The organism is Cupriavidus sp. 01L43, from assembly GCF_056399925.1.
The window spans coordinates 117033-137600 of the sequence record NZ_JBFTSH010000004.1 but is presented as its reverse complement, the minus strand read 5'-3'; the positions used below and the strand labels follow the sequence as shown (position 1 = coordinate 137600).

Here is a 20568-nt window from a genome sequence, read left to right as displayed (position 1 = left end):
GCATCAGAACGCCCAGCACGAGCAGCCCAGCGCGCCCCAGAACGAGCTTTCGTCAGCCGTCGGCACGCTCGACGTCCACGCCTTGGCGTGCGCGTGGCCGTGCACGCCGCAGGAGCTGGCGCAGCCGCAGGCGGTGGCCAGCGCGAGAGCCTTCGCTTGCGGGCGCGGCTGGTACTGGCTGCCGTGGCGGGCCGGCGACCAGTCCGGCATGGCTGGCGGAATCTCGGGCGAGAGCTTGTTGAACTCGCTATCGCCGTAGACCACCTTGCCGCCCAGGATCGTCATCACCGAGGTGATGTCCTGGATGTCGTCGCCCGGCACGCTGAAGTAGTCCTGCGACAGCACGGCCACGTCGGCCAGCTGGCCCACCTTGATCTGGCCCTTCTTGCCGACTTCCGACGAGAACCACGTGTTGGCCTCGGTCCAGAGGCGCAGCGCGGTTTCGCGGTCGAGCAGGTTGGCCTGCGGGTACATCGCCATGCCGCCCACGGTCTTGCCCGTGGTCAGCCAGTACAGCGAGACCCACGGGTTGTAGGACGCCACGCGCGTGGCATCGGTGCCGGCGCCCACCTTGACGCCTTTTTCCAGCATCCGCTTGATCGGCGGCGTGGCCTCGGCGGCCTTGGCACCGTAGCGTTCGACGAAGTACTCGCCCTGGTAGGCCATGCGGTGCTGCACGGCGATGCCGCCGCCCAATGCCGCGATGCGGTCGATATTGCGATCGGTGATGGTCTCGGCGTGGTCGAAGAACCAGTTCAGGCCGTCGAACGGGATGTCCTTGGCCACTTTCTCGTAGACATCCAGCGCGCGCGTGATGGTCTCGTTGTAGGTGGCGTGCAGGCGCCACGGCCAGCGCTTCTCGGCCAGCAGGCGGATCACGGGCTCGAGGTCGCCTTCCATCGACGGGGGCATGTCGGGCCGCTCGACGCGGAAGTCCTCGAAGTCGGCCGCGGTGTAGACCAGCATCTCGCCGGCGCCATTGTGGCGGTAGAGGTCATCGCCCTGGCCCGGCTTGACGGTCGAGGTCCAGGTCTTGAAGTCGCTCAGTTCTTCCTTGGGCTTCTGCGTGAACAGGTTATAGGCCAGCCGCACCGTGAGCTGGCCTTCCTTATGCAGTTCCTCGATGATGTTGTAGTCATCGGGATAGTTCTGGTAGCCGCCGCCGGCGTCGATCACGCCGGTCACGCCGAGCCGGTTCACTTCGCGCATGAAGTGGCGCGTGGAGTTCTTCTGGTACTCCGGCGGCAGCTTCGGGCCTTTGGCCAGCGTGGCGTACAGGATGGTAGCGTTGGGCTTGGCCAGCAGCAGGCCGGTGGGATTGCCGGCCTTGTCGTGCACGATCTCGCCGCCCGGGGGATTCGGGGTGTCTTTGTTGTAGCCCACCGCACGCAGCGCGGCGCCGTTGAGGATGGCGCGGTCGTACAGGTGGAGGATGAAGACCGGGGTGTCCGGCGCGGCGGCGTTCAGTTCCTCGATGGTGGGCAGGCGTTTCTCGGCGAACTGGTGCTCGGTGAAGCCACCCACCACGCGCACCCATTGCGGAGCCGGGGTACGGGCGACCTGGTCCTTGAGCATGCGCATGGCGTCCGCCAGCGAGCGCACGCCGTCCCAGCGCAGTTCCATGTTGTAGTTCAGGCCACCCCGGATGATGTGCATGTGGCTGTCGATCAGCCCGGGAATGGCCCGCCGGCCGTTCAGGTCGACGATCTTCGTCTGCGTGCCGGCCAGTTTCATGATGTCCTGGCGCGTGCCCACGCCGACGAAGCGGCCATTCTGGATGGCGACGGCATCGGCCTGAGGGTTGGCGCGGTCGAGCGTGGCGAACTTGCCGTTGACAAGGATGAGGTCTGGCGTGGCGGATGTCATGGCGAAGAGCTCCGAAGAAGCCGCCGCACCGAGTGCGGCAGCCGAGGCAATGAAATGCCGGCGGGTAACTGACATGGTGCGGCTGGGATCAGGTGTTGAGGAAGGCGAGCAGGTCGGCGTTGATCTGGTCGGCGTGGGTCACGCACATGCCGTGCGGCGCGCCGGGGTAGACCTTCAGTGTGGCGTTCTTCACGATCTTGGCGGACAGCTTGCCGGCGTTGTCGATCGGCACGATCTGGTCGTCGTCGCCATGCATGACCAGCGTCGGCACGTCGATCTTCTTCAGGTCGTTGGTGTAGTCCACCTCCGAGAATTCCTTGATGCACGCGTACTGGCCCAGGATGCCGCCGGCCATGCCCTGCGCCCAGAAGGCGTCGATGGTGCCTTGCGAGACCTTGGCGCCCGGACGGTTGAAGCCGAAGAACGGCACGGCCAGGTCCTTGTAGAACTGCGAGCGGTTATCCGTCACGCCCTTGCGGATGCCATCGAACACGTCCATCGGCAGGCCGTTGGGGTTGTTGGCGGTCTTGACCATGATAGGCGGCACGGCGCCGATCAGCACGGCCTTGGCGACGCGCTTGGTGCCGTGGCGGCCGATGTAGTGCGTGACTTCGCCGCCACCGGTGGAGTGGCCGACCAGCGTGGCGCCCTTGATGTCGAGCGCGTCGAGCAGCGCGGCGAGATCATCGGCGTAGGTGTCCATGTTGTTGCCCTGCGACGGCTGGCCCGAGCGGCCATGGCCGCGACGGTCATGAGCGATCACGCGGAAGCCCTTCTGCACCAGGAACAGCATCTGCGCGTCCCAGGCGTCGGCGTTGAGCGGCCAGCCGTGCGAGAACACGACCGGGCGACCCGAGCCCCAGTCCTTGTAGAAGATCTGCGTGCCGTCCTTGGTGGTGATGGTGCTCATGGTGTTGCCTCCTGCAGTGTGATGGGTGGCGCCAGCCTGCGGCTTGCCGGCTGCATTGGCCTGGGTGGTGGCGGACAGCGCGGCGACGGCAGCCACGCCGACGGTGCCGGCGCCCGAGACCAGCAGCTTGCGACGCGAGGGATTGAGCGCTTCGATTTGTTCTTGGGGTTGCATGACGGTTCTGGCGAGGAATGTGAAGGATGCGACGGAGGAGCGCCCCGCTCCCGCAGGCGGCAGCGGGGCGGCGGACATCAGCGTGCGGCGACCGGCGCCACGGACTCGTGCGGCGTGGCGGTGCGCTGGGCGGCCTTGTGGACCATCGTGTAGGCGTAGTCCACGCCCATGCCGTAGGCGCCCGAGTGCTCCTTGACGAGCTTCATCACGGCGTCATAGGAGTCGCGGTGGGCCCAGTCGCGCTGCCACTCCAGCAGCACCTGCTGCCAGGTCACCGGCACCACGCCGGCCTGCACCATGCGTTGCATGGCGTAGTCGTGGGCTTCCTTCGAGGTGCCGCCCGAGGCATCGGCGACCATGTAGATCTCGTAGTCGCCTTCCAGCATCGCGCACAGCGCGAAGGTGGTGTTGCAGACTTCGGTCCAGAGACCGGCCACGACCACCTTCTTGCGGCCGTTGGCGGCCAGGGCGTCACGCACCTTCTGGTCGTCCCACGAGTTCATCGAGGTGCGCTCGAGCGTCTTCTGGTTCGGGAACACGTCCAGGATCTCCGGGTACGTGAAGCCCGAGAACGACTCGCTTTCCACCGTCGTGATGGTGGTCGGCACGTTGAAGATCTTGGCCGCCTTGGCCAGACCCACGACGTTGTTCTTCAGCGCCTGGCGGTCCATCGACTGGACGCCGAAGGCCATCTGCGGCTGGTGGTCGATGATGATGAGCTGGCTGTTTTGCGGGGTCAGGACTTCGAGCTTCGGATTGGACATGGTATTGCTCCAGGAAACATTGGCAAGGGATTGGGGCATGCTGGTGGTAACAGCCCGGCGGAAGACTAAGCGCCTGTCCCGCTGACAGCTACTGTTCGATCGTATTAGTTTCTCGTGCGATCGGCTAAGCGGCGGTCGACACCGGGCGGCAGGAAACCCGCCACGCGCGGCCAGTCGTGTTTGCGGATGACATGGTGGCGCCTGCGCCGCGTTTGGCCAACTAACCCGATGGTATGAATGGCATGTCCGCGCTGACTATGTTGAAATGCGGGGCGCTGCGTCCGTGGTGGCCGGCGGGGCATCTCGCTGTCCTCGATATAATTCGCAGCAGATACCCGGGACCACCCCCGCGGACAGGGAGAGAAAACGTGACATCGAATAGCCTGGAGCCCGCTGACGACAGCACGCGCGACAATGCGCTGGTGCTGGTTGTCGACGACGACGCGATGCTGCGCGCGGGCCTGGGCAACCTGTTCCGCTCGGTGGGCATGGAGGTGGCGCTGTTCGCCTCGGCCGCCGAACTGCTCGAGTTCACCATTCCCGACGTGCCGTGCTGCCTCGTGCTTGATGTGCGGCTGCGCGGGCCGAGCGGGCTCGACCTCCAGACCCGGCTGGCCCAGATGGGCGTCAACATCCCCATCATCTTCATGACCGGCTACGGCGACATTGCGATGACCGTGGCGGCGATGAAGGCTGGCGCCGAGGACTTCATGGCCAAGCCGATTCGCGACCAGGATTTGCTCGACGCGGTGTCTGCCGCGCTCGACAAGGATCGTGCACGCCGCCTGGAACTGCGGCAGGCGGTGACGCTGCGCGCCAGCTACGAGGCGCTGACGCCGCGCGAGACCGAGGTCATGACGCTGGCCGTGTCCGGCCTGCTCAACAAGCAGATCGCGAGCCAGATCGGTATCAGCGAGGTCACGGTCAAGATTCATCGCGGGCAGGCCATGCGCAAGATGCGTGCGCGTACGTTCGCCGATCTCGTCCTGATGGCGCAGCAGCTCGGCATCTGCAAGCAGCGCCTCTGAAAGATATTCTCGGAAGGGGACGCGGCTAGCCCGGCCCTTGCGTGGCGGGCGGCGGCAGGCGCAAGGTCGCTTGGAACAGCGGGCGCGGCGACAGCGCGAACGTGGGCGCCGCCGTGGCCTGGGCCACCCGGGCCAGGATGCCGGACATCAGGCGTTTCTGCTGCGCGAGCGCCTCAGGCCGAACATGATTCGTGACGTGCAAAGCCATAGCGTCCTTCCTTCTTGATTGTGCTGCTGACTGTCCTGTCAGCTTCCGGCCGCGTCACGCAGCGGAATTGCGCGCTGCCTGGCGTGCGCGTGAATTGCCGGATCACGCGTTCGCACAAAAAATCCATCTTTCGGGTCTGCGACACGCAGACGTACTGCTGCACCGACGGGTGGGCGTCCACATGGTGGCGCATCGCCTGCAGCAGGGCCTCCGAGAACTGCCAGACCATGTGCGGGCAGGGCAGGCGCCAGAAGTCCGGCAGGAACATCGTGCCGTGGTCGGCCTCCACGCGCACCACCGTGACGAAGCGGGCCGCCTGGCCTGCCGGCTCATCCGCCAAGTCCTCGGGGACATCGGCAAAGAACATCACATAGCGCAAGTCGGCGAAGCCGATGCCGACGACCTCCAGGCCATCATCCACGCGCATCGTTTCCGTCACGTGAATGTCGCCACGTCCGCCTTGCGGCGGTAGCGTGGGAAATACGCGTGTAACCAGTGCGGGGCAAATGTAGTCGTACATCGGGCAACAAAAAATGCATCACAAAAAGCGGCATACCCGCCTTTACAAGCCCGGATGCTAACTGCCGTGCAGCCCGGCGGCCCGCTTCTTTACAACATTTCACGTCAACCGGGCAGCCTTGGAAATTCCGTGCGATAGAGAAAAGCAATCGGAAAACGCCGATTGATAATAGATTGTATCAATCGCCGAGGTAGGAACGATGAATTGTACAAATCACATGGCGATCGTCAGAATCCATCCCATCGCTACGACACGTGGCGCCAATCCAACCCAGAGGAGTCTTACCAATGCTGCAATCCCGCGAAGGCCAACGCGTTCCCCAAGTCACCTTCCGTGTACGTGAGAACAATGAATGGAAGAACGTGACCACGGCCGAACTGTTCGACGGCAAGACCGTCGTGGTCTTCTCGCTGCCCGGCGCCTTCACGCCGACCTGCTCGTCGACCCACCTGCCGCGCTACAACGAACTGGCGTCGGTGTTCGCCAAGCATGGCGTGGACGACATCCTGTGCGTGTCCGTGAACGATACCTTCGTGATGAACGAGTGGTCCAAGGACCAGGAGTCGCAGAACATCACCATGATTCCCGACGGCAACGGTGAATTCACCGACGGCATGGGCATGCTGGTGGATAAGGCGGACCTGGGCTTCGGCAAGCGCAGCTGGCGCTATTCGATGCTGGTCAAGGACGGCGTCGTGGCCAAGATGTTCATCGAGCCGGAAGAGCCGGGCGACCCGTTCAAGGTCTCGGACGCCGACACGATGCTGAACCACATCGCCCCGAACGCGAAGGGCCCGGACCAGGTCGTGGTGTTCTCGAAGGTCGGCTGCTCGTTCTGTGCCAAGGCCAAGCAACTGCTGTCGGACAACGGTTTCGAGTACATCGACGTGCCGCTGGAAAACAAGGTGCGCGGCAAGGTGCTGGGCGCGGTGTCCGGCAACATGACCGCCCCGCAGGTCTTCATCAACGGCAAGCTGATCGGCGGCGCCGAAGCGCTCGAGCAGTACCTGACGCGCTAAGCGCATCCCCCCACGCCTCCCCTGGCCCGGCTTCCCGCCGGTGTCCGGGGGGACATTTCCCGCAGCACGACAGTCGTCGGATCCGATGACATCGGGCGCCCAGCCTGGCGCCGGTGTCATGCCGTCCGCTGATTGAGAAAAAAAGCAGCAAACCGCTCATTACCAGGAATCGCATCATGAAGACGACCATCCAGACCGACGTAGCCGTGATTGGCGCAGGCACCGCTGGCCTCGCGGCCTACCGGGCCGCCATCGCGGCTGGCAAACGCGCCGTGATCATCGAAGGCGGCGCCTACGGCACCACCTGTGCCCGCGTGGGATGCATGCCGTCGAAACTGCTGATCGCCGCCGCCGAGGCCGCCCACGAGGCGCGCCACACCGGCGCGTTCGGCGTGCATGTGGATGGCCCGGTGCGCGTCGATGGCCGCGAGGTCATGGCCCGTGTGCGCAGCGAACGCGACCGCTTCGTGGGCTTTGTGGTGCGCGGGACCGAGAACATTCCGGCGGCGGACCGCCTGATCGGCCACGCGCGCTTCATCGACAACACGGTGCTGGAGATCGACGACCACACCACGGTGCGCGCCAGCCGCGTGGTGATTGCCACGGGTTCGCGTCCGGCCGTGCCGCCGTCGTTCCAGGTGTTTGGCGACCGGCTGATCGTCAATGACGATGTATTCGCCTGGGACGACCTGCCGACCAGCGTAGCCGTGTTCGGCCCCGGCGTGATCGGGCTCGAACTGGGCCAGGCGCTGTCCCGGCTTGGCGTGCGGGTGCGCGTGTTTGGCATGGGCGGCTCAGTCGGCCCGTTCACCGATCCGGCCATCCGCGCCTATGCCGCGCAGGCGTTCAACCAGGAATTCTCGCTGCAGCCCGACGCCCACGTGACCGACATGCGCCGCGAGGGTGACGAAGCGGTGATCACGTTCGAGGATGCCGATGGCCAGCCCGTGACCGAGCGCTTTGCCTACGTGCTGGCCGCCACGGGCCGCCGCCCCAACGTCGACAACCTGGCGATAGAGAATGCCGGGCTGGCGCTCGATGCGCGCGGCGTGCCGGTCTTCGACCCGCTTACGCTCCAGTGCGGCACCGCGCCGGTGTTTATTGCCGGCGATGCCGACAACGTGCTGCCGCTGTTGCACGAGGCCGCCGACGAAGGCAAGGTCGCCGGCGACAACGCTGCGCGCTGGCCCGATGTGCGCCCGCTGGCACGCCGCGCCATGCTGGCCGTGGTGTTCTCCGATCCGCAACTGGCCATCGTCGGCAACACTTTCGCCAGCCTGGAGCCGGGCAGCTTCGTCACCGGCGAGGTCAGCTTCGAGGATCAGGGTCGCAGCCGCGTGATGCTGAAGAACAAGGGCCTGATGCACGTCTATGCGGACATCGCCACGGGCCGCTTCCTTGGTGCCGAGTGGATGGGCCCGCGTGCCGAGAACATCGCCCACCTGCTGGCGTGGTCGTACCAGCAGGGCCTGACCATCGCCCAGATGCTGGCCATGCCGTTCTATCACCCGGTGGTGGAAGAGGGCCTGCGCACCGCGCTGCGCGACGCGGAAGCCAAGCTGACGGATGTGACGAATACGTAGCAGTAGGCCTGACCAGGGGTCTGGTTGGGAAGGGCCGGCAGCGGTGACGCTGCCGGCCCTTTTTTTCGCCTGCGGGCGCGGCTTACCCGATTATCGATTGTTGTTAATTCGATTTAAGAAAAATTGACTTCCGTCAGAGCAGGAAGTGGGGAACGATCACGCACGAAACCAGATTTCAGGGAGCCTGCCATGAGACGCATTGCGGTATCGAGCGTGCTTGCCGTTTCGCTCTGGGGCTGTAGCCACGCGCCATCGACGCCTCCGGCGGCCCCTCCGCCGACCAGCGCTTCCCAACCGAGTGCCGCGCCGCCCCCGGCGCCGGCTTCCTCCGCACCACCGGCGGCCAACGCCGTGGACCCGGCTGCGGTGCAGGCGCTGCAGAAGATGGGCGCCTATCTCCAGACGCTGCGGACGTTCGAGGCGCAGGTGGACCTCTCCGGCGAGCGGGTGCTCCAGGACGGCCAAAAGCTGCTCCACATGGCCACGGCCAAGGTGGACGTGCAACGCCCGAACATGCTGCGCGCCGAGATGCGCAGTGCACGGTCCGCGCGCGACCTGATCTACGACGGCAAGACGGTCGTGCTCTACCTGCCCGAGCAGAAGTACTACTCGAAGGCGCCCTTCACGGAGAACCTGGACGCGCTGGGCAACCGGCTGCAGGAGCGGTACGGCATCGAGCTGCCGGTGGCGGACCTGTTCCTCTGGGGCACGCCCCAGGCGCCGCTCGACAACATGACCTCGGCGATGAATGCCGGCCAGGACGTGGTGGAGGGCGAGGTTTGCGACCACTATGCCTTCCGCCAGGGCAATGTCGACTGGCAGATCTGGATCGCCGCCGGCGCGCGGCCCCTGCCGCGCAAGCTGGTCATCACCAATCGTGCCGATGAGGCACGCCCGCAATCGGTCTCGCTGATCCGGTGGCGCATCAATCCGGGCTTCAAGGAATCCCGCTTCGCGTTCACGCCGCCCCAGGGTGCCACCGAGGCGAAGTTCGTTCCGCTGAAGTCTCAGTAAAGGAGCTGCATCATGCACCACGCTATTGGGAAGGGCTTCTTGCTGTCGATGGCCGTGATCTTCCTCGCCGCAGCCACGGCGTGGGCCCCTCTGGCGGACGCGCGTCCCGGAGGTGGAGGCGGGCACGCAGGCGGAGGCGGGCACGCGGGCGGCGGCAATCGTGCCGCGGCGGCGCCGGCGCGGGGCGGCGGTGGCGCGCAGCACGTCAACAACCAGAACGTGGATGCGCGCGCGAACAACGTGCGCAGCAACAGTGTCAACAGCGTCAATTCCAACCGCAACGTGAACGTCAATTCGAACCGCAACGTAAACGTGAACGTGGAAGGGGGCGGCGGGTGCTGCCACAACGGCTGGGACAATGACTACCACCCCGTGGCGACGGCCGCCGCCGTGACCGCCACGGTGGCCGTGACCTCCGCCGTGATTGGCTCCATGGTTCGCACCGTGCCGCCCGGCTGCGCGCCGGTCAACTATGGCGGCATGGTGTACCAGCAGTGCGGCACCACGTGGTATCAGCCGCAAGGCACGCAATACGTGGTTGTGAATCCACCTTACTGACGGGCATGCGGATTTCCCTTTTTGACCGCCGGCTGGCTGCCGGCCTGACCCTGATCGCCCCGCTGCTGCCGGCCCATGCCGAAGACTCCGCGGAGCTGGCAAAGAAACTCAGCAATCCGGTGGCCGCCCTGATCAGCGTGCCGCTGCAATTCAACTACGACCGGGGCATCGGCCCCGTGCATGACGGCAAGCGGCTCACGATGAACATCCAGCCGGTGGTGCCGATCACGCTCAACGCGGACTGGAACCTGATCTCGCGCACCATCCTGCCCGTGACGCACCAATCGTCCCTCGCCCCCGGTTCCGGCACACAGACCGGCCTTGGCGATACGCTGCAAAGCCTGTTCTTTTCGCCGAGGCAGCCTACGGCAGCAGGGCTGATCTGGGGTGTAGGCCCGGCGCTGCTGTTGCCGACCGGCACCGAGAACCAACTCAGCGGACGGAAATGGGGGCTGGGGCCAACGGCCGTCGGCTTGTTGCAGCACGGGCCATGGACCTATGGCGCGCTGGCCAACCATATCTGGTCGGTGGCGGGGGACAATGGGCGCCCGGCAGTCAGCAGCACCTTCCTCCAGCCCTTTGTCTCGTACACGACCCCCACGGCCTGGACCTACACGCTGAACACGGAATCCACGTATGACTGGAAGCAGTCGCAATGGAGCGTGCCGATTCACGCGGGCATCAGCAAGCTCGTCAAGTTCAAGGATCGGCCGGTCAGCTTCGCCTTGTTCGCCACGTACTGGGCCGAGGGGCCGGTCAGCGGCCCGCACGGCTGGGGCGGGCGCGCGGTGGTGACCTTCCTGTTTCCCAAGTGATGAAAGGCGGTGCGGCCTAGCGCCAGGCGTAGGCGATGCCGGCGCCGTAGGTCACCTGGTTGCGCGTGCCGCGCTGCGTGACGATCGGGCTGTCGGCGGCGCTGCCGGTGATGCGCTGGTAGTAGATCATCGCGCCCGCGTACCAGTGCTGGTCGATCCGATAGATCGCCCCGAGCCAGCCCGTGCCCTGCTGCAGGCCGCCGCCGGGCGTGTAGACGGGCAGGCCGCTGGCAGCGCTGTCTTCCGCAGTCACGCCGAAGTAGGTCCGGTTGAAACTGCCGCTCACCCACGTCAGGCCCACACCGAGCCCGAGCATCATCCGCGTGTGCACGGGCACCCAGAAGGTGCCCGTCGCCGACACGCGGGCCCCGCCATACACGATCCCCGCGTTCGTCAGCACATTGATCCCCCCGCGCAGCCGGTACGGAATGCTGCCGGGATGGATGTACTCGTAGCTGATGAAGCCGCCGGCTTCCCCGGTGGTGTCGATCTCGTGGATTTTGGAGACGACAGCGTCATCCACATCGTTCCGTCCCAGGCGAAGGGAGACGGCGGGGCCGTACTGGAAGCCCGTCAGGCTGCCGAAGTTGAACTGGGCGTAGGGGCCATACCATTCCAGCAGCCGGCCGCTTTCCGTGGTGTAGCGCAGGCCCGGCAGCACCCCGATCATGCGTTCGTTGCCGCCGGCGTACTCGGTGGTGGAGCCCACGCCAACCCCAAACATGTTCGGGATGGTGCTCGGCAGGTCGAACGGAGAGGCCGTCGCCGTGGTGGCGGCGCCGGTCATCACCAGCATGCCGAGGATGCGGCCCAGCGCAGGCGTCCGGCGGCGGGAGCGGCGCGCGCTCATCGTGGGGGTCTCCTTGCGGCGAACCCGCGCAGGCACACGCGGGGGCTGACAATTCGCGGATTGTGCGACGGCCCGCCCGGCAAGGGAATTCAGTCTTTTCGGGCGGCGCGTTAAGTGAATTCGAGTCCTCCCCGGGACATCGCAAAAAAACACGCAGGGCGGCTTCGAAAGGATTCACTTGGATGCACCCGGTGGCTCCACCAAGATGCAGTATCTCGGGGTTCCATCATGCATGTCCGTTACCTCCGCCGCTTGTGTGTGTCGATATGTGTGTCGATTGGCCTGGCAGGCGCCGCCATGCCCGGGCGGGCGGACGAGCCGGTGGAAGTGGTGGAAGCGGTGGGCGCGCCGGCCAGCAAGGAAGAAAAGCAGGGCTGGATCGACCGGATCCTCACCAAGCTCGGCGCATCGGACGCCGTGGACGTGAGCCAGGGCATCGACTTGGGCGTGCTGCCGGGGCCGTTCTACAACCCGGAAATGGGCTTCGGCATTGGCGCGGCGGCCATCGGCCTCTACAAGCCGGGCAACGCCGCAGAGGAGACGCAGCTATCCACGCTGTCGATCCGCGGCTTCGGCACCGTGAAGGGCGCCTACGGCATCTCGATCGAGAACAACACGTTCTTTGCCGACGACAGCTACCGCTTTCTCATCGAGGCGGATCTCATCAACATGCCCACCGCCTACTGGGGCATCGGCTACGGCAGTGCCATCGACAACGCCAACAAGGAAGCCTTCACGCGCAAGGAGGTGGTACTGCAGCCCAAGATCATGATGCGGGTGCGTCCCAACATCTACGTGGGGGCGGGATGGAGCTTGCAGTACGACGATGCGGTGAAGCTGGAGCGCGGCGCCGACAGCAAGCTGGCGACCGACCCGCATGGCCCCCGCGTGCTCAGTTCCGGGGTCAGCGCGCATTTCTCGTACGACACGCGGGACTTCATCCCCAATCCCTACCGGGGCGAATCGCTGCTGGCCAACGTCACCGTCTACCGCCGCGAACTCGGCAGCGACACCGATATGGAGAACGTGGAACTCACGTTCAACAAGTACTTCCGCATGCGCGAGCGCGATGTGCTGGCCTTCGACGCCTACGCCAACATGAACTGGGGCGACGTGCCCTGGGACATGATGGCTACCCTCGGCAACAACAAGCGGATGCGCGGCTACTTCTCGGGCCAGTTCCGGGACAAGGTGATGGCGGGGGTGCAGGCGGAGTACCGCTGGCATATCGCCGGGCGCCAGGGCATGGTGTTCTGGCTCGGCACCGGGGCGGTCAGCCCGAATGTGGGGGCGCTGTTCCGGGGGCACTGGCTGCCGAATGGCGGCATCGGCTACCGCTTCGAGTTCAAGCCGCGGGTCAATGTTCGCTTCGATGCCGGCGTGGGGCGCAATACGAAAGGCGTGTATTTCCAGATCAATGAGGCGTTCTGATCTTCACAAAAATGGACCTTCACAAAAATGTCACATTAACGTCACAATAGCGCTTCGGTCCGCCGCCGTGTAGAGCGGGGCCGCCTCCGGAGACAAGACGATGACGTTGTTCGCTGCCCGCCGTGCCCGGCAAGCCCTGGCCGTATTGGCCCTTACCCCGCTGGCCTTCGCGGCCGGCGTTGCCCACGCCGCCTGGCCCGAGAAGCCGATCCGGATGGTGGTGGGATTTCCGCCTGGCGGTCCGGTGGACACGCACGCGCGCATTCTGTCGGAGAAGCTCCAGCCCTTGCTGGGCCAGTCCGTGGTGCTGGACTACAAGGCCGGCGCGGCCGGCAATATCGGTTCGGACAGCGTGGCCAAGGCGGCGCCGGACGGCTATACGCTGTTGATCGCCAATACGGGCCAGATGTCGATCAACAATTCGCTGTATCCCAAGCTGCCATACAGCATGCCGAAGGACTTCGCGCCCGTGGCGCGCACCGCGCTGATCCCGCTGGTCATGGTGATCAACAACAACGTGCCGGCACGGAATCTCAAGGAATTCATCGCCTATGCCAAGGCGAACCCGGGCAAGCTCAACTTCGCTTCGGGCGGTAACGGCGGGATCTCGCACCTGATGCCGGAGATGTTCAAGCAGGCATCGGGCACCTTCATCGTTCACATCCCGTACAAGGGCAGTGCGCCGGCGCTGACGGATGTCATGGGCGGGCAGGCCCAGATGATGGCCGATTCGATTCCGCTCTTCACCCAGTACATCAGGGCAGGCAAGGTCCGCGCGCTGGCGGTGACGTCCGGCAAGCGCTCGCCGGCGCTGCCCGATGTGCCGACGATGGAGGAGTCCGGCCTGAAGGGCTTCGAGGTGGTGGGCTTCTATGGGGTGCTGGCGCCGGCGGGTACGCCGAGGGAGATCGTCGACAAGCTGTCGGGCGCGTTGCGCACCGTGCTGGCCGACCCGGATACCAAGGCCAAGCTGGAAGCGCAGGGCGCCGAGCCGGCGTGGCAATCGCCGGAAGCGTTCGCGGCGACCATCATCAAAGAGCAACAGCGGTGGGGCCAGACGGTGAAGGTATCGGGCGCGAAGATCGACTGATCCGGGCGGCGGGAGGCCCTGCCTCCTTCCTTTTCCTGGGGTTTACCCTGATAAGAACGTGTCCGCGACGCAACAAAAGCACTGATTCGCATTACGATGTGTTGCAATCCCCACATGCAATGCCGTTACAATCTACACGTTTACTTACAAAGCTAAGTATTCGAGGTATTGCAAAAAAAATAAATATGTTCGGGGTGGGTTGCTATGCGTTTTTCAGTTCCTTTGTTGTTCGTGACAGTTTTGGGCTTGGCGGGCTGCGCCGCGCAGTCGGCGGAAGGGCAGTTGTCGCGCTCGCCCACGGTACGCGTGTGCAACGGCAATGCCTGCACCGAACAAGACCGACGCGTGAGCACATTCCGGGACGCGCCCGTCGATGCCGAGGCCGAGCGCCGCATGCAGGCCCTGACCGAAGTGGCGGAGCGCAATCCGAACGCGGCCTATGACCTGGGCCTGCGCCTCCTGCGCGGCGACGGCGTCGAGCGCAACAGCCATCAAGCCCTCGAGTGGATGCGCAAGGCCGGCGACAACGGCCACGTGCAGGCCCAGCTCGCGCTTGGGCGAATCTATCTGATGGGCTTCGAGGAAATGGGATCGGACCCGGCGGAAGCCGAGGCCTGGCTGACGCGCGCTGCCTCCAAGGGCAACAAGGAAGCCCGCGACCTGATTCCGCAAGCTCAGGCCGCCAAGAAGGACGAACAGAGTCTGTATCAGGTGCGTGAGGCGTATCGCAAGTCTTGGTACGCGTGGTACAGCGGCTACCCGTATTACTGGGTGTGGGGCCCTTCCGGCTGGTATCTGCGCTAAGCCGTCCCACCCTTCCTCTTTCCATCACTTCCAATAACAGGCGATTTCATGCCCAAGAAGACTTCTTTGCGCCTGGCCGCACTGGCCGCGTCCCTGGTTCTGGCTGGCTGTGCCGTCCCGGGCGGCGGCGGTAGCATCTCCACTGGTACGGCACCGACGGCCGCCACCGGCGCCGCGGGCGGCGCAAGCAGCGTGAATGCCAATCCGTCGCTGGAGCGCTGCGACGCACCGCTGGGCACGCTCGCCGTGGACGATGGCCGTGGCAAGGAGTGGTATGCAAGCTTCGGCGCCACCACCAAGATCACGACCATCGAGCCGCTGATCCGCCTGGCCGTGCAGCAGTCGAACTGCTTCGTGATCACGTCCGTTGGCAATAACCGCACCGAAAGCAAGCTGTCGTCGATCACCGACAAGCAGCGCAATTCGGGCGAGTTCCGGGCCGGTTCGAAGCAGCAGAAGGGCCAGCGCGTGGCCGCCGACTTCTACATGGAGCCGGCCATCATCATCGATAACGACGCCACGGGCCAGCTGGCTGCCGGCGTGGGCAGCCTGTTCGGCGCCGCCGGCGCACTGGTTGGCGGTGCGATGCAAAGCAAGGCATCGGTCGTGACGCTGACCATGTTCGACATCCGCTCGGGCGTGCAGCTGTCCATCTCCGAAGGCAACGCCACGGCCACCAACTTCGGCGCCGCACTGGGCGCCTTTGGCGGCGGCGCGGCCGGCGGGCTTGGCGGTTTCTCCCGCACGCCGGAAGGCAAGGCCACGGTTGCAGCGTTCATGGACGCCTACAACAACATGGTGGTCTCGCTGCGCAACTACAAGGCGCAGGAAGTGAAGGGCGGCCTGGGCCGCGGCGGCCGACTCAAGGTCGGCTCGTAATCGCCTTCGTAATACCTCCGGCCGCCGTGCAACGCGGTGGCTGACCGGCGGGGGTGACGGGCATGTGTCCGTCACCCCCGCGCCGTTCCCGGTCACACCCTTATACTGTTCCTCCGTACAGCGACAAAGCGGCCCCTGAGCAGGCCGCGGGCGACCCATGTCCGAGAAAGTCATTACCCACAAGATGATCGAGGCGTTCCGCGCTGCCATCGTGCACGGCGGGATGAGTGCCGGCGCCGATGCGCTCGGCATGTCGCAGCCTTCCATGAGCCGGGTAATGGCGGAACTCCAGAAGACCGTGGGCTTTCCGCTATTCCTCAAGCACGGCCGCACGGTGCGGCCGACCGAGGAAGCGGTCGCGCTCATGACCAAGGTCCAGCAGTCCTTCCTCGGGCTGGAAGAGATCATGCGGTTCTCGGACCAGTTGCGTAAGCAGAAGATGGGGCGGCTTTCCATCGCCACCATTCCGTCCATCGGGCACTCGATCATGCCGGACGCCATCGAGTTCCTGCGCGGCAAGTATCCCGATGTCTTCATCACGCTGTCCGTGACCTCCTATCTGGAAGTGGCGCGTGCCGTGCGCAATCGCCAGGCCGACATCGGCTTCACGGCCGACATTCTCTCCCTGGGGGACCTGGAAACCGTTGCCGAGTTCAGTGCGGACTGCGTGTGCATCGGCACCCGTAAATGGCTGTCCCCCAAGGCTTCCGCCGTGGAGCTGAAGGACCTCGCGGGGAAGCCCTTCGTGGGGCCGTCCGGCACGTTCCAGAAGCGGCTGGATGCCTTGCTGGCCACCACGGGCCTGCAGCTGGACATCACCGTGGAAGCCTCGCTGTTCCATTCGATGAGCGAACTGGTGCTGCGCGGCATGGGCGTGTCGATTGTCGATCCGCTGACCGGTGCACTGCATCGCGCCCGGGGTGGGATCGTCCTGCCCCTGAAGCCCACGCTGAGCTATACCTTCTATGCCACGGCGATGAGCGACACCCGGCTCAGCCAGCCGGCCCAGGATCTCCTCCGATACGTCTCGAAGGCGACCGAACGCGCCCGGACCCATATCGAATCTGAATAGGTCGCGTCTGCCGGGGCCATGGGTTCGGCGGCCGCTTCTTCATAACATCTGCTCCATGGACTTTCCAAAAGGGGGGCTGTTGTGAAGTTTTCTTTGCTGAATGCCGGCCGTACGGCCATCGGGCTGATTGCGACGCTTGCCGCGTCCGCCACTTTCGCGCAGGGCGAATACCCGAATCGACCCGTCCGTTTCATCGTCAATGCGGCCGCCGGCGGCGCTGCCGACACGACGGCGCGTATTCTCACCACGGCACTCAGCCAGCGCCTGGGCCAGCCCTTCATCGTGGAGAACAAGCCCGGTGGGGCCGGCGTCATCGGGCTCGACGTCATTGCCAAGGCGGAGCCGGACGGCTACACCATCGGGGGTGCCAATCTCTCCACTTTCGTGGTGGCGGCCCTCGCCGCCAAGCGTCTGCCGTACCGGGCCATCGACGATTTCACGCCGATTGCCAAGCAATGGACGCAGCCCAACCTGCTTGGCGTCACCCCCTCGCTTCCCATCAGCAACGTCAATGACCTCGTGTCGTATGCGAAGTCCCATCCCGGCGAGATGTTCTACGGCTCGACGGGTACCGGCACCTCCCTGCATGTGGTGACGGAGCTGTTCCGCTCCAAGGCGGGCGTCCAGATCACCCATGTGCCGTACAAGAGCGCGCCCGCTGCGGAATCGGACCTGGCGGCCGGGCAGATCCAGATGATGATCAGCAACTTCACCTCGATGGAGCCGCAGGTGCGCGCGGGCCGCATTCGCGCGCTGGCGATTACCGGTCCGAACCGTTCGCCGCTCCTGCCCAATGTGCCGACTATCGCGGAAGCCGGGTTCCCTGCCGTCGAGATGGTGACCTGGGGCGGTGTGGTGGGGCCGGCCCGCATGCCGCCGGCCATCGTGCAGAAGCTGAATGCCGAGATCAATGCGATCCTGGCAGACCCCAAGATCATGAAGCAGCACGAAAACCTCGGCGCGACGGTTGCCCCGGGTACGCCGGCCCAGTTTGCCGACCTGATCAAGGCGGATGCCTCCAAATGGGGCGCGGTCATCAAGGCCGGCCACATCAGTATCGATTGAGCCTGACATGCGCAAGGAAGAAGTGATTGTTGTAGGTGGCGGCGTGGTGGGGGCGGCGATCGCCTTTGGCGCCGCCAAGGCCGGGGCGCCGGTCACGCTGCTGGACCAGGGCGACAATGCGAACCGCGCCTCGCGTGGCAATTTCGGGCTGGTGTGGGTCCAGAGCAAGGGTGACGGATTTCCCCGGTACGCGCGCTGGTCGCGGGAGGCTGTCGATTATTGGCAGCCGCTTGCCGCCGAACTGTTGGCGCTCACCGGGGTCGACGTCGACCTCCAGCAAACGGGCGGCTTCTGGATCGGTTTCAGCGACAAGGAAATGCGTGCCCGCGAGACGATGCTGGCGGGCCTTCGGCATACCGGCCCCGGCGTGCCTTATCAGATGCTGGATCATGCCGAACTGAAGCACCGCCTCCCGGCGATTGGACCCAAGGTGGCGGGGGGCAGCTGGTGCCCGCTGGACGGCCACGTCAACCCGCTCAAGCTGCTGCATGCGCTGCACGCGGGCCTGAAAGCGCTGGGTGCGCAGGTGTTCTCGAGCGTCGATGTGACGGCCGTGGCGCCGCGCAAGGGCGGTGGCTTCGTGGTGACGGGATCGGACAAGCGGACCTGGAGCGGCGATCGGGTCGTGCTCGCGGCCGGGCTTGGCAACAAGCATCTGGCGCCGCAGGTGGGGCTCTATGCGCCCGTCGAGCCGAACCGGGGCCAGGTGCTGATCACCGAACGGCTCAAGCCGTTCCTGCCGTATCCCACCAACAAGGCGCGGCAGACGGCGGAGGGCACGGTGCAGCTCGGCTACTCCGTCGAGGACGTGGGCTTTGACGATGGGACCACCGTGTCCGCCATCGAATGGATTGCCCGGCGTGCCGTGGATACCTTCCCCGTCCTTGCCAACGTGCGCCTGGTGCGCGCCTGGGGAGCACTGCGCGTGATGACACCCGATGGCAGCCCGATCTACCAGGAATCCGCCACTTGCCCGGGCGCCTTCGTTGCCACCAGTCACAGCGGCGTGACGCTGGCCGGCACGCACAGCTACATCGTCGGTCCCTGGGTTGCGGGTCGTGGACCCGCGCCAGCCGACATCGAGGAATTCGCCGGCGATCGTTACCGCGATCCGAGCAGGAGCTTTACCAATGCCCACTAATCATCATGCCGCCCCGGCGCCGCTCTTCGCGCCGGTAGAGGCGGATCGTTCCTGCAGCGTCACGCTGACATTCGAGGACCAGACGCTGACCGTACCGGCCGGTGCGACCGTTGCCGCAGCGCTGCTGTTGAGCGGCGTGGCACCGTTTCGCACCACGCCGGTCACTGCCGCGCCGCGTGCGCCGTATTGCATGATGGGCGTTTGTTTCGAGTGCCTGGTGGAGGTGGACGGCAAGCCCAGCCGACAGGCGTGCTTGACCACGGTGCGCGAGGGCATGGTCATCAAGCGCCAGCAAGGCGCCTCGGCCCTTGCCATTGAGGAAGAGGGTGACGCCGATGAGCGCTGAACTCCTCGATCTCGTCGTCGTGGGGGCCGGCCCCGCGGGGCTCTCCGCAGCCATCGAAGCGCGACATTGGGGCCTTAGCGTGGCCGTGCTCGATGAACAGCCGGCTCTCGGCGGGCAGATCTATCGGAATGTCGATGCGGCAAGCCCGAAGCTGCGCGCGATCCTCGGCGAAGACTACGCAGCGGGCGCAGCGCTCACGCAGGCTTTCGCCGCGAGCGGGGCGAAGCATATCGCCGGCGCGTCGGTGTGGAATGTCGGCCGGGACATGACAATCAGCTATCTGCGCGACGGTGCCAGCCATGCCGTCGAGGGGCGATCCATCGTCCTCGCCAGCGGCGCCATGGAGCGTCCCTTCCCAGTGCCCGGCTGGACCCTGCCCGGCGTGATGGGCGCCGGCGCCGCACAGATCCTGATCAAGAGCGCGGGCGCTCTGCCTCGGGAGCCCGCCGTGCTCGCCGGTTGCGGGCCGCTGCTCTACCTGCTCGCGGCGCAGTACCTGCAGGCGGGCATCGCGCTGAAGGCCGTGGTGCATACCACCGAGCGCGCCGATTATCTGCGGGCCATTCCGCACCTGCCAGCGGCCTTGCGCGGCTGGCGGGATCTTCGCAAGGGCATGGACCTGCTCAAGCAGCTCCGCCGTCACAACGTGCCCGTGTACGCGGGGGCACAAGCGATCGCCATCGAGGGAACGGATCGCGCCGAAGCCCTGTGCTTTACGCATCAGGGGATGCAGCACCGCATCGACACCTCGCTGGTACTGCTCCATCAGGGCGTGGTGCCCAATACCCAGATCAGCTGGGCGCTGCGGGCCAAACACAACTGGAGCGACTCGCAGCTTTGCTGGATTCCCGAGACGGATGCGTACGGGGAGATCGAGGACTCGCGCATCTATATCGCCGGTGACAGCCGGGGGATTGTGGGCGCCAAGGCCTCCGCCGCGCAAGGGCGTCTGGCCGCCATGGGGATTGCCTCCAGGCTCCAGCGACCGAACGTGGCCGACCGGCGGCTCAGGGAGCAAGAGGTGCGTGCCGCGTTGCAGAAGCACCTGCACATCCGGCCGTTCCTCGACGCGCTGTACCGGCCCAAGGATGCCCATCGCATGCCGACGGATGACGCGGTCATCGTCTGCCGTTGCGAGGAAGTGTCGGCAGGGCAGATCAGGAAGTATGTGGAGGTGGGTTGCCAGGGCCCCAATCAGACCAAAGCGTTTGGGCGCTGCGGAATGGGGCCATGTCAGGGCCGCCTCTGCGGGCTGACGGTGACCGAGCTGATCGCCCAAGGGCGGGGCGTGCCGCCGCAGGAAGTCGGCTACTACCGGATCCGCCCGCCGCTCAAGCCCATCACGTTGGGCGAGTTGGCCGGCGGCGCCGACGATGGCGCAAGCCAGTCCGCGCAAGCCCCCGCTGCAACCGTTTCTGCATGATGACCAAC

Annotated in this window: 21 protein-coding genes; 15 read left to right on the top strand and 6 right to left on the bottom strand. The window is 65.6% G+C overall.

All coding sequences use genetic code 11. The features are described 5' to 3' along the window. Nucleotides 1-3 precede the first annotated feature (3 nt). From AC1DP9_RS09465 to AC1DP9_RS09455, 3 genes are all read right to left on the bottom strand, one after another. Nucleotides 4-1941 carry an amidohydrolase gene (locus tag AC1DP9_RS09465; protein WP_092294828.1) on the bottom strand — a complete coding sequence of 646 codons (1938 nt, stop codon included), beginning with the start codon at nucleotides 1939-1941 and terminating at the stop codon, nucleotides 4-6. Nucleotides 1942-1954: 13 nt separating this feature from the next. Beyond that, nucleotides 1955-2776, bottom strand: a complete 822-nt coding sequence (locus AC1DP9_RS09460) for an alpha/beta fold hydrolase (protein WP_092295101.1) — start codon at nucleotides 2774-2776, stop codon at nucleotides 1955-1957. Between the two features lie 251 nt (nucleotides 2777-3027). Continuing rightward, nucleotides 3028-3714, bottom strand: coding sequence for a hydrolase (locus AC1DP9_RS09455; protein WP_092294830.1), 687 nt, complete (start codon nucleotides 3712-3714; stop codon nucleotides 3028-3030). 368 nt (nucleotides 3715-4082) lie between these two features. Between AC1DP9_RS09455 and AC1DP9_RS09450 the strand changes: the two genes are divergently transcribed. Then, complete coding sequence (locus tag AC1DP9_RS09450; RefSeq protein ID WP_477107177.1) at nucleotides 4083-4742, top strand: response regulator transcription factor; 660 nt, start codon at nucleotides 4083-4085, stop codon at nucleotides 4740-4742. Between the two features lie 25 nt (nucleotides 4743-4767). On the opposite strand, the gene AC1DP9_RS09445 is transcribed toward AC1DP9_RS09450, so the two are convergent. Both AC1DP9_RS09445 and AC1DP9_RS09440 read right to left on the bottom strand, forming a co-directional pair. Continuing rightward, entirely contained in the window at nucleotides 4768-4890 is a 123-nt protein-coding gene (locus AC1DP9_RS09445; protein ID WP_255370820.1) for a hypothetical protein, read from the bottom strand. A gap of 25 nt (nucleotides 4891-4915) precedes the next feature. Further along, nucleotides 4916-5389, bottom strand: coding sequence for a hypothetical protein (locus tag AC1DP9_RS09440; RefSeq protein WP_477107176.1), 474 nt, complete (start codon nucleotides 5387-5389; stop codon nucleotides 4916-4918). A 368-nt stretch (nucleotides 5390-5757) separates the two neighbouring features. Here AC1DP9_RS09440 and AC1DP9_RS09435 point away from each other — a divergent pair, with 368 nt between their 5' ends. From AC1DP9_RS09435 to AC1DP9_RS09415, 5 genes are all read left to right on the top strand, one after another. Further along, a complete protein-coding gene (locus AC1DP9_RS09435) occupies nucleotides 5758-6489 on the top strand; it encodes a glutathione peroxidase (protein WP_477107175.1) in 732 nt (243 codons plus the stop codon). A gap of 176 nt (nucleotides 6490-6665) precedes the next feature. Next, complete coding sequence (locus tag AC1DP9_RS09430; RefSeq protein ID WP_477107174.1) at nucleotides 6666-8072, top strand: dihydrolipoyl dehydrogenase; 1407 nt, start codon at nucleotides 6666-6668, stop codon at nucleotides 8070-8072. A gap of 189 nt (nucleotides 8073-8261) precedes the next feature. Then, on the top strand, nucleotides 8262-9086 hold the full coding sequence (locus AC1DP9_RS09425; protein WP_477107173.1) for a DUF2092 domain-containing protein: 825 nt from the start codon (nucleotides 8262-8264) through the stop codon (nucleotides 9084-9086). A 12-nt stretch (nucleotides 9087-9098) separates the two neighbouring features. Beyond that, entirely contained in the window at nucleotides 9099-9644 is a 546-nt protein-coding gene (locus tag AC1DP9_RS09420) for a hypothetical protein (protein WP_477107172.1), read from the top strand. Nucleotides 9645-9649: 5 nt separating this feature from the next. Continuing rightward, nucleotides 9650-10459, top strand: coding sequence for a transporter (locus tag AC1DP9_RS09415; RefSeq protein ID WP_477107171.1), 810 nt, complete (start codon nucleotides 9650-9652; stop codon nucleotides 10457-10459). A gap of 16 nt (nucleotides 10460-10475) precedes the next feature. Here AC1DP9_RS09415 and AC1DP9_RS09410 read toward each other — a convergent pair whose 3' ends face one another. Then, a complete protein-coding gene (locus AC1DP9_RS09410; RefSeq protein WP_477107170.1) occupies nucleotides 10476-11309 on the bottom strand; it encodes a MipA/OmpV family protein in 834 nt (277 codons plus the stop codon). Nucleotides 11310-11579: 270 nt separating this feature from the next. Between AC1DP9_RS09410 and AC1DP9_RS09405 the strand changes: the two genes are divergently transcribed. The 9 genes from AC1DP9_RS09405 to AC1DP9_RS09365 all read left to right on the top strand — a co-directional run bounded on the left by AC1DP9_RS09405 (nucleotide 11580) and on the right by AC1DP9_RS09365 (nucleotide 20560). Beyond that, nucleotides 11580-12740 (top strand): BamA/TamA family outer membrane protein, encoded by a 1161-nt coding sequence (locus AC1DP9_RS09405; RefSeq protein ID WP_477107169.1) that lies wholly within the window; start codon nucleotides 11580-11582, stop codon nucleotides 12738-12740. A gap of 100 nt (nucleotides 12741-12840) precedes the next feature. Then, the gene (locus AC1DP9_RS09400; protein ID WP_477107168.1) at nucleotides 12841-13830 is read left to right on the top strand and encodes a Bug family tripartite tricarboxylate transporter substrate binding protein; all 990 of its coding nucleotides are present in this window, start codon (nucleotides 12841-12843) and stop codon (nucleotides 13828-13830) included. A gap of 345 nt (nucleotides 13831-14175) precedes the next feature. Further along, nucleotides 14176-14634 (top strand): tetratricopeptide repeat protein, encoded by a 459-nt coding sequence (locus tag AC1DP9_RS09395; RefSeq protein WP_477107167.1) that lies wholly within the window; start codon nucleotides 14176-14178, stop codon nucleotides 14632-14634. Nucleotides 14635-14682: 48 nt separating this feature from the next. After that, nucleotides 14683-15513, top strand: a complete 831-nt coding sequence (locus AC1DP9_RS09390) for a hypothetical protein (RefSeq protein ID WP_092294889.1) — start codon at nucleotides 14683-14685, stop codon at nucleotides 15511-15513. Between the two features lie 157 nt (nucleotides 15514-15670). Next, complete coding sequence (locus AC1DP9_RS09385) at nucleotides 15671-16585, top strand: LysR family transcriptional regulator (RefSeq protein WP_477107166.1); 915 nt, start codon at nucleotides 15671-15673, stop codon at nucleotides 16583-16585. Nucleotides 16586-16666: 81 nt separating this feature from the next. Then, nucleotides 16667-17650, top strand: a complete 984-nt coding sequence (locus AC1DP9_RS09380; RefSeq protein ID WP_477107165.1) for a Bug family tripartite tricarboxylate transporter substrate binding protein — start codon at nucleotides 16667-16669, stop codon at nucleotides 17648-17650. A 7-nt stretch (nucleotides 17651-17657) separates the two neighbouring features. After that, complete coding sequence (locus AC1DP9_RS09375; RefSeq protein WP_477107164.1) at nucleotides 17658-18791, top strand: NAD(P)/FAD-dependent oxidoreductase; 1134 nt, start codon at nucleotides 17658-17660, stop codon at nucleotides 18789-18791. Continuing rightward, the gene (locus AC1DP9_RS09370) at nucleotides 18781-19137 is read left to right on the top strand and encodes a (2Fe-2S)-binding protein (protein WP_477107163.1); all 357 of its coding nucleotides are present in this window, start codon (nucleotides 18781-18783) and stop codon (nucleotides 19135-19137) included. Before AC1DP9_RS09375 ends, AC1DP9_RS09370 begins: the two co-directional genes overlap by 11 nt. Continuing rightward, nucleotides 19127-20560 carry an FAD-dependent oxidoreductase gene (locus tag AC1DP9_RS09365; protein WP_477107162.1) on the top strand — a complete coding sequence of 478 codons (1434 nt, stop codon included), beginning with the start codon at nucleotides 19127-19129 and terminating at the stop codon, nucleotides 20558-20560. Before AC1DP9_RS09370 ends, AC1DP9_RS09365 begins: the two co-directional genes overlap by 11 nt. The last annotated feature ends 8 nt before the right edge of the window (nucleotides 20561-20568 follow it).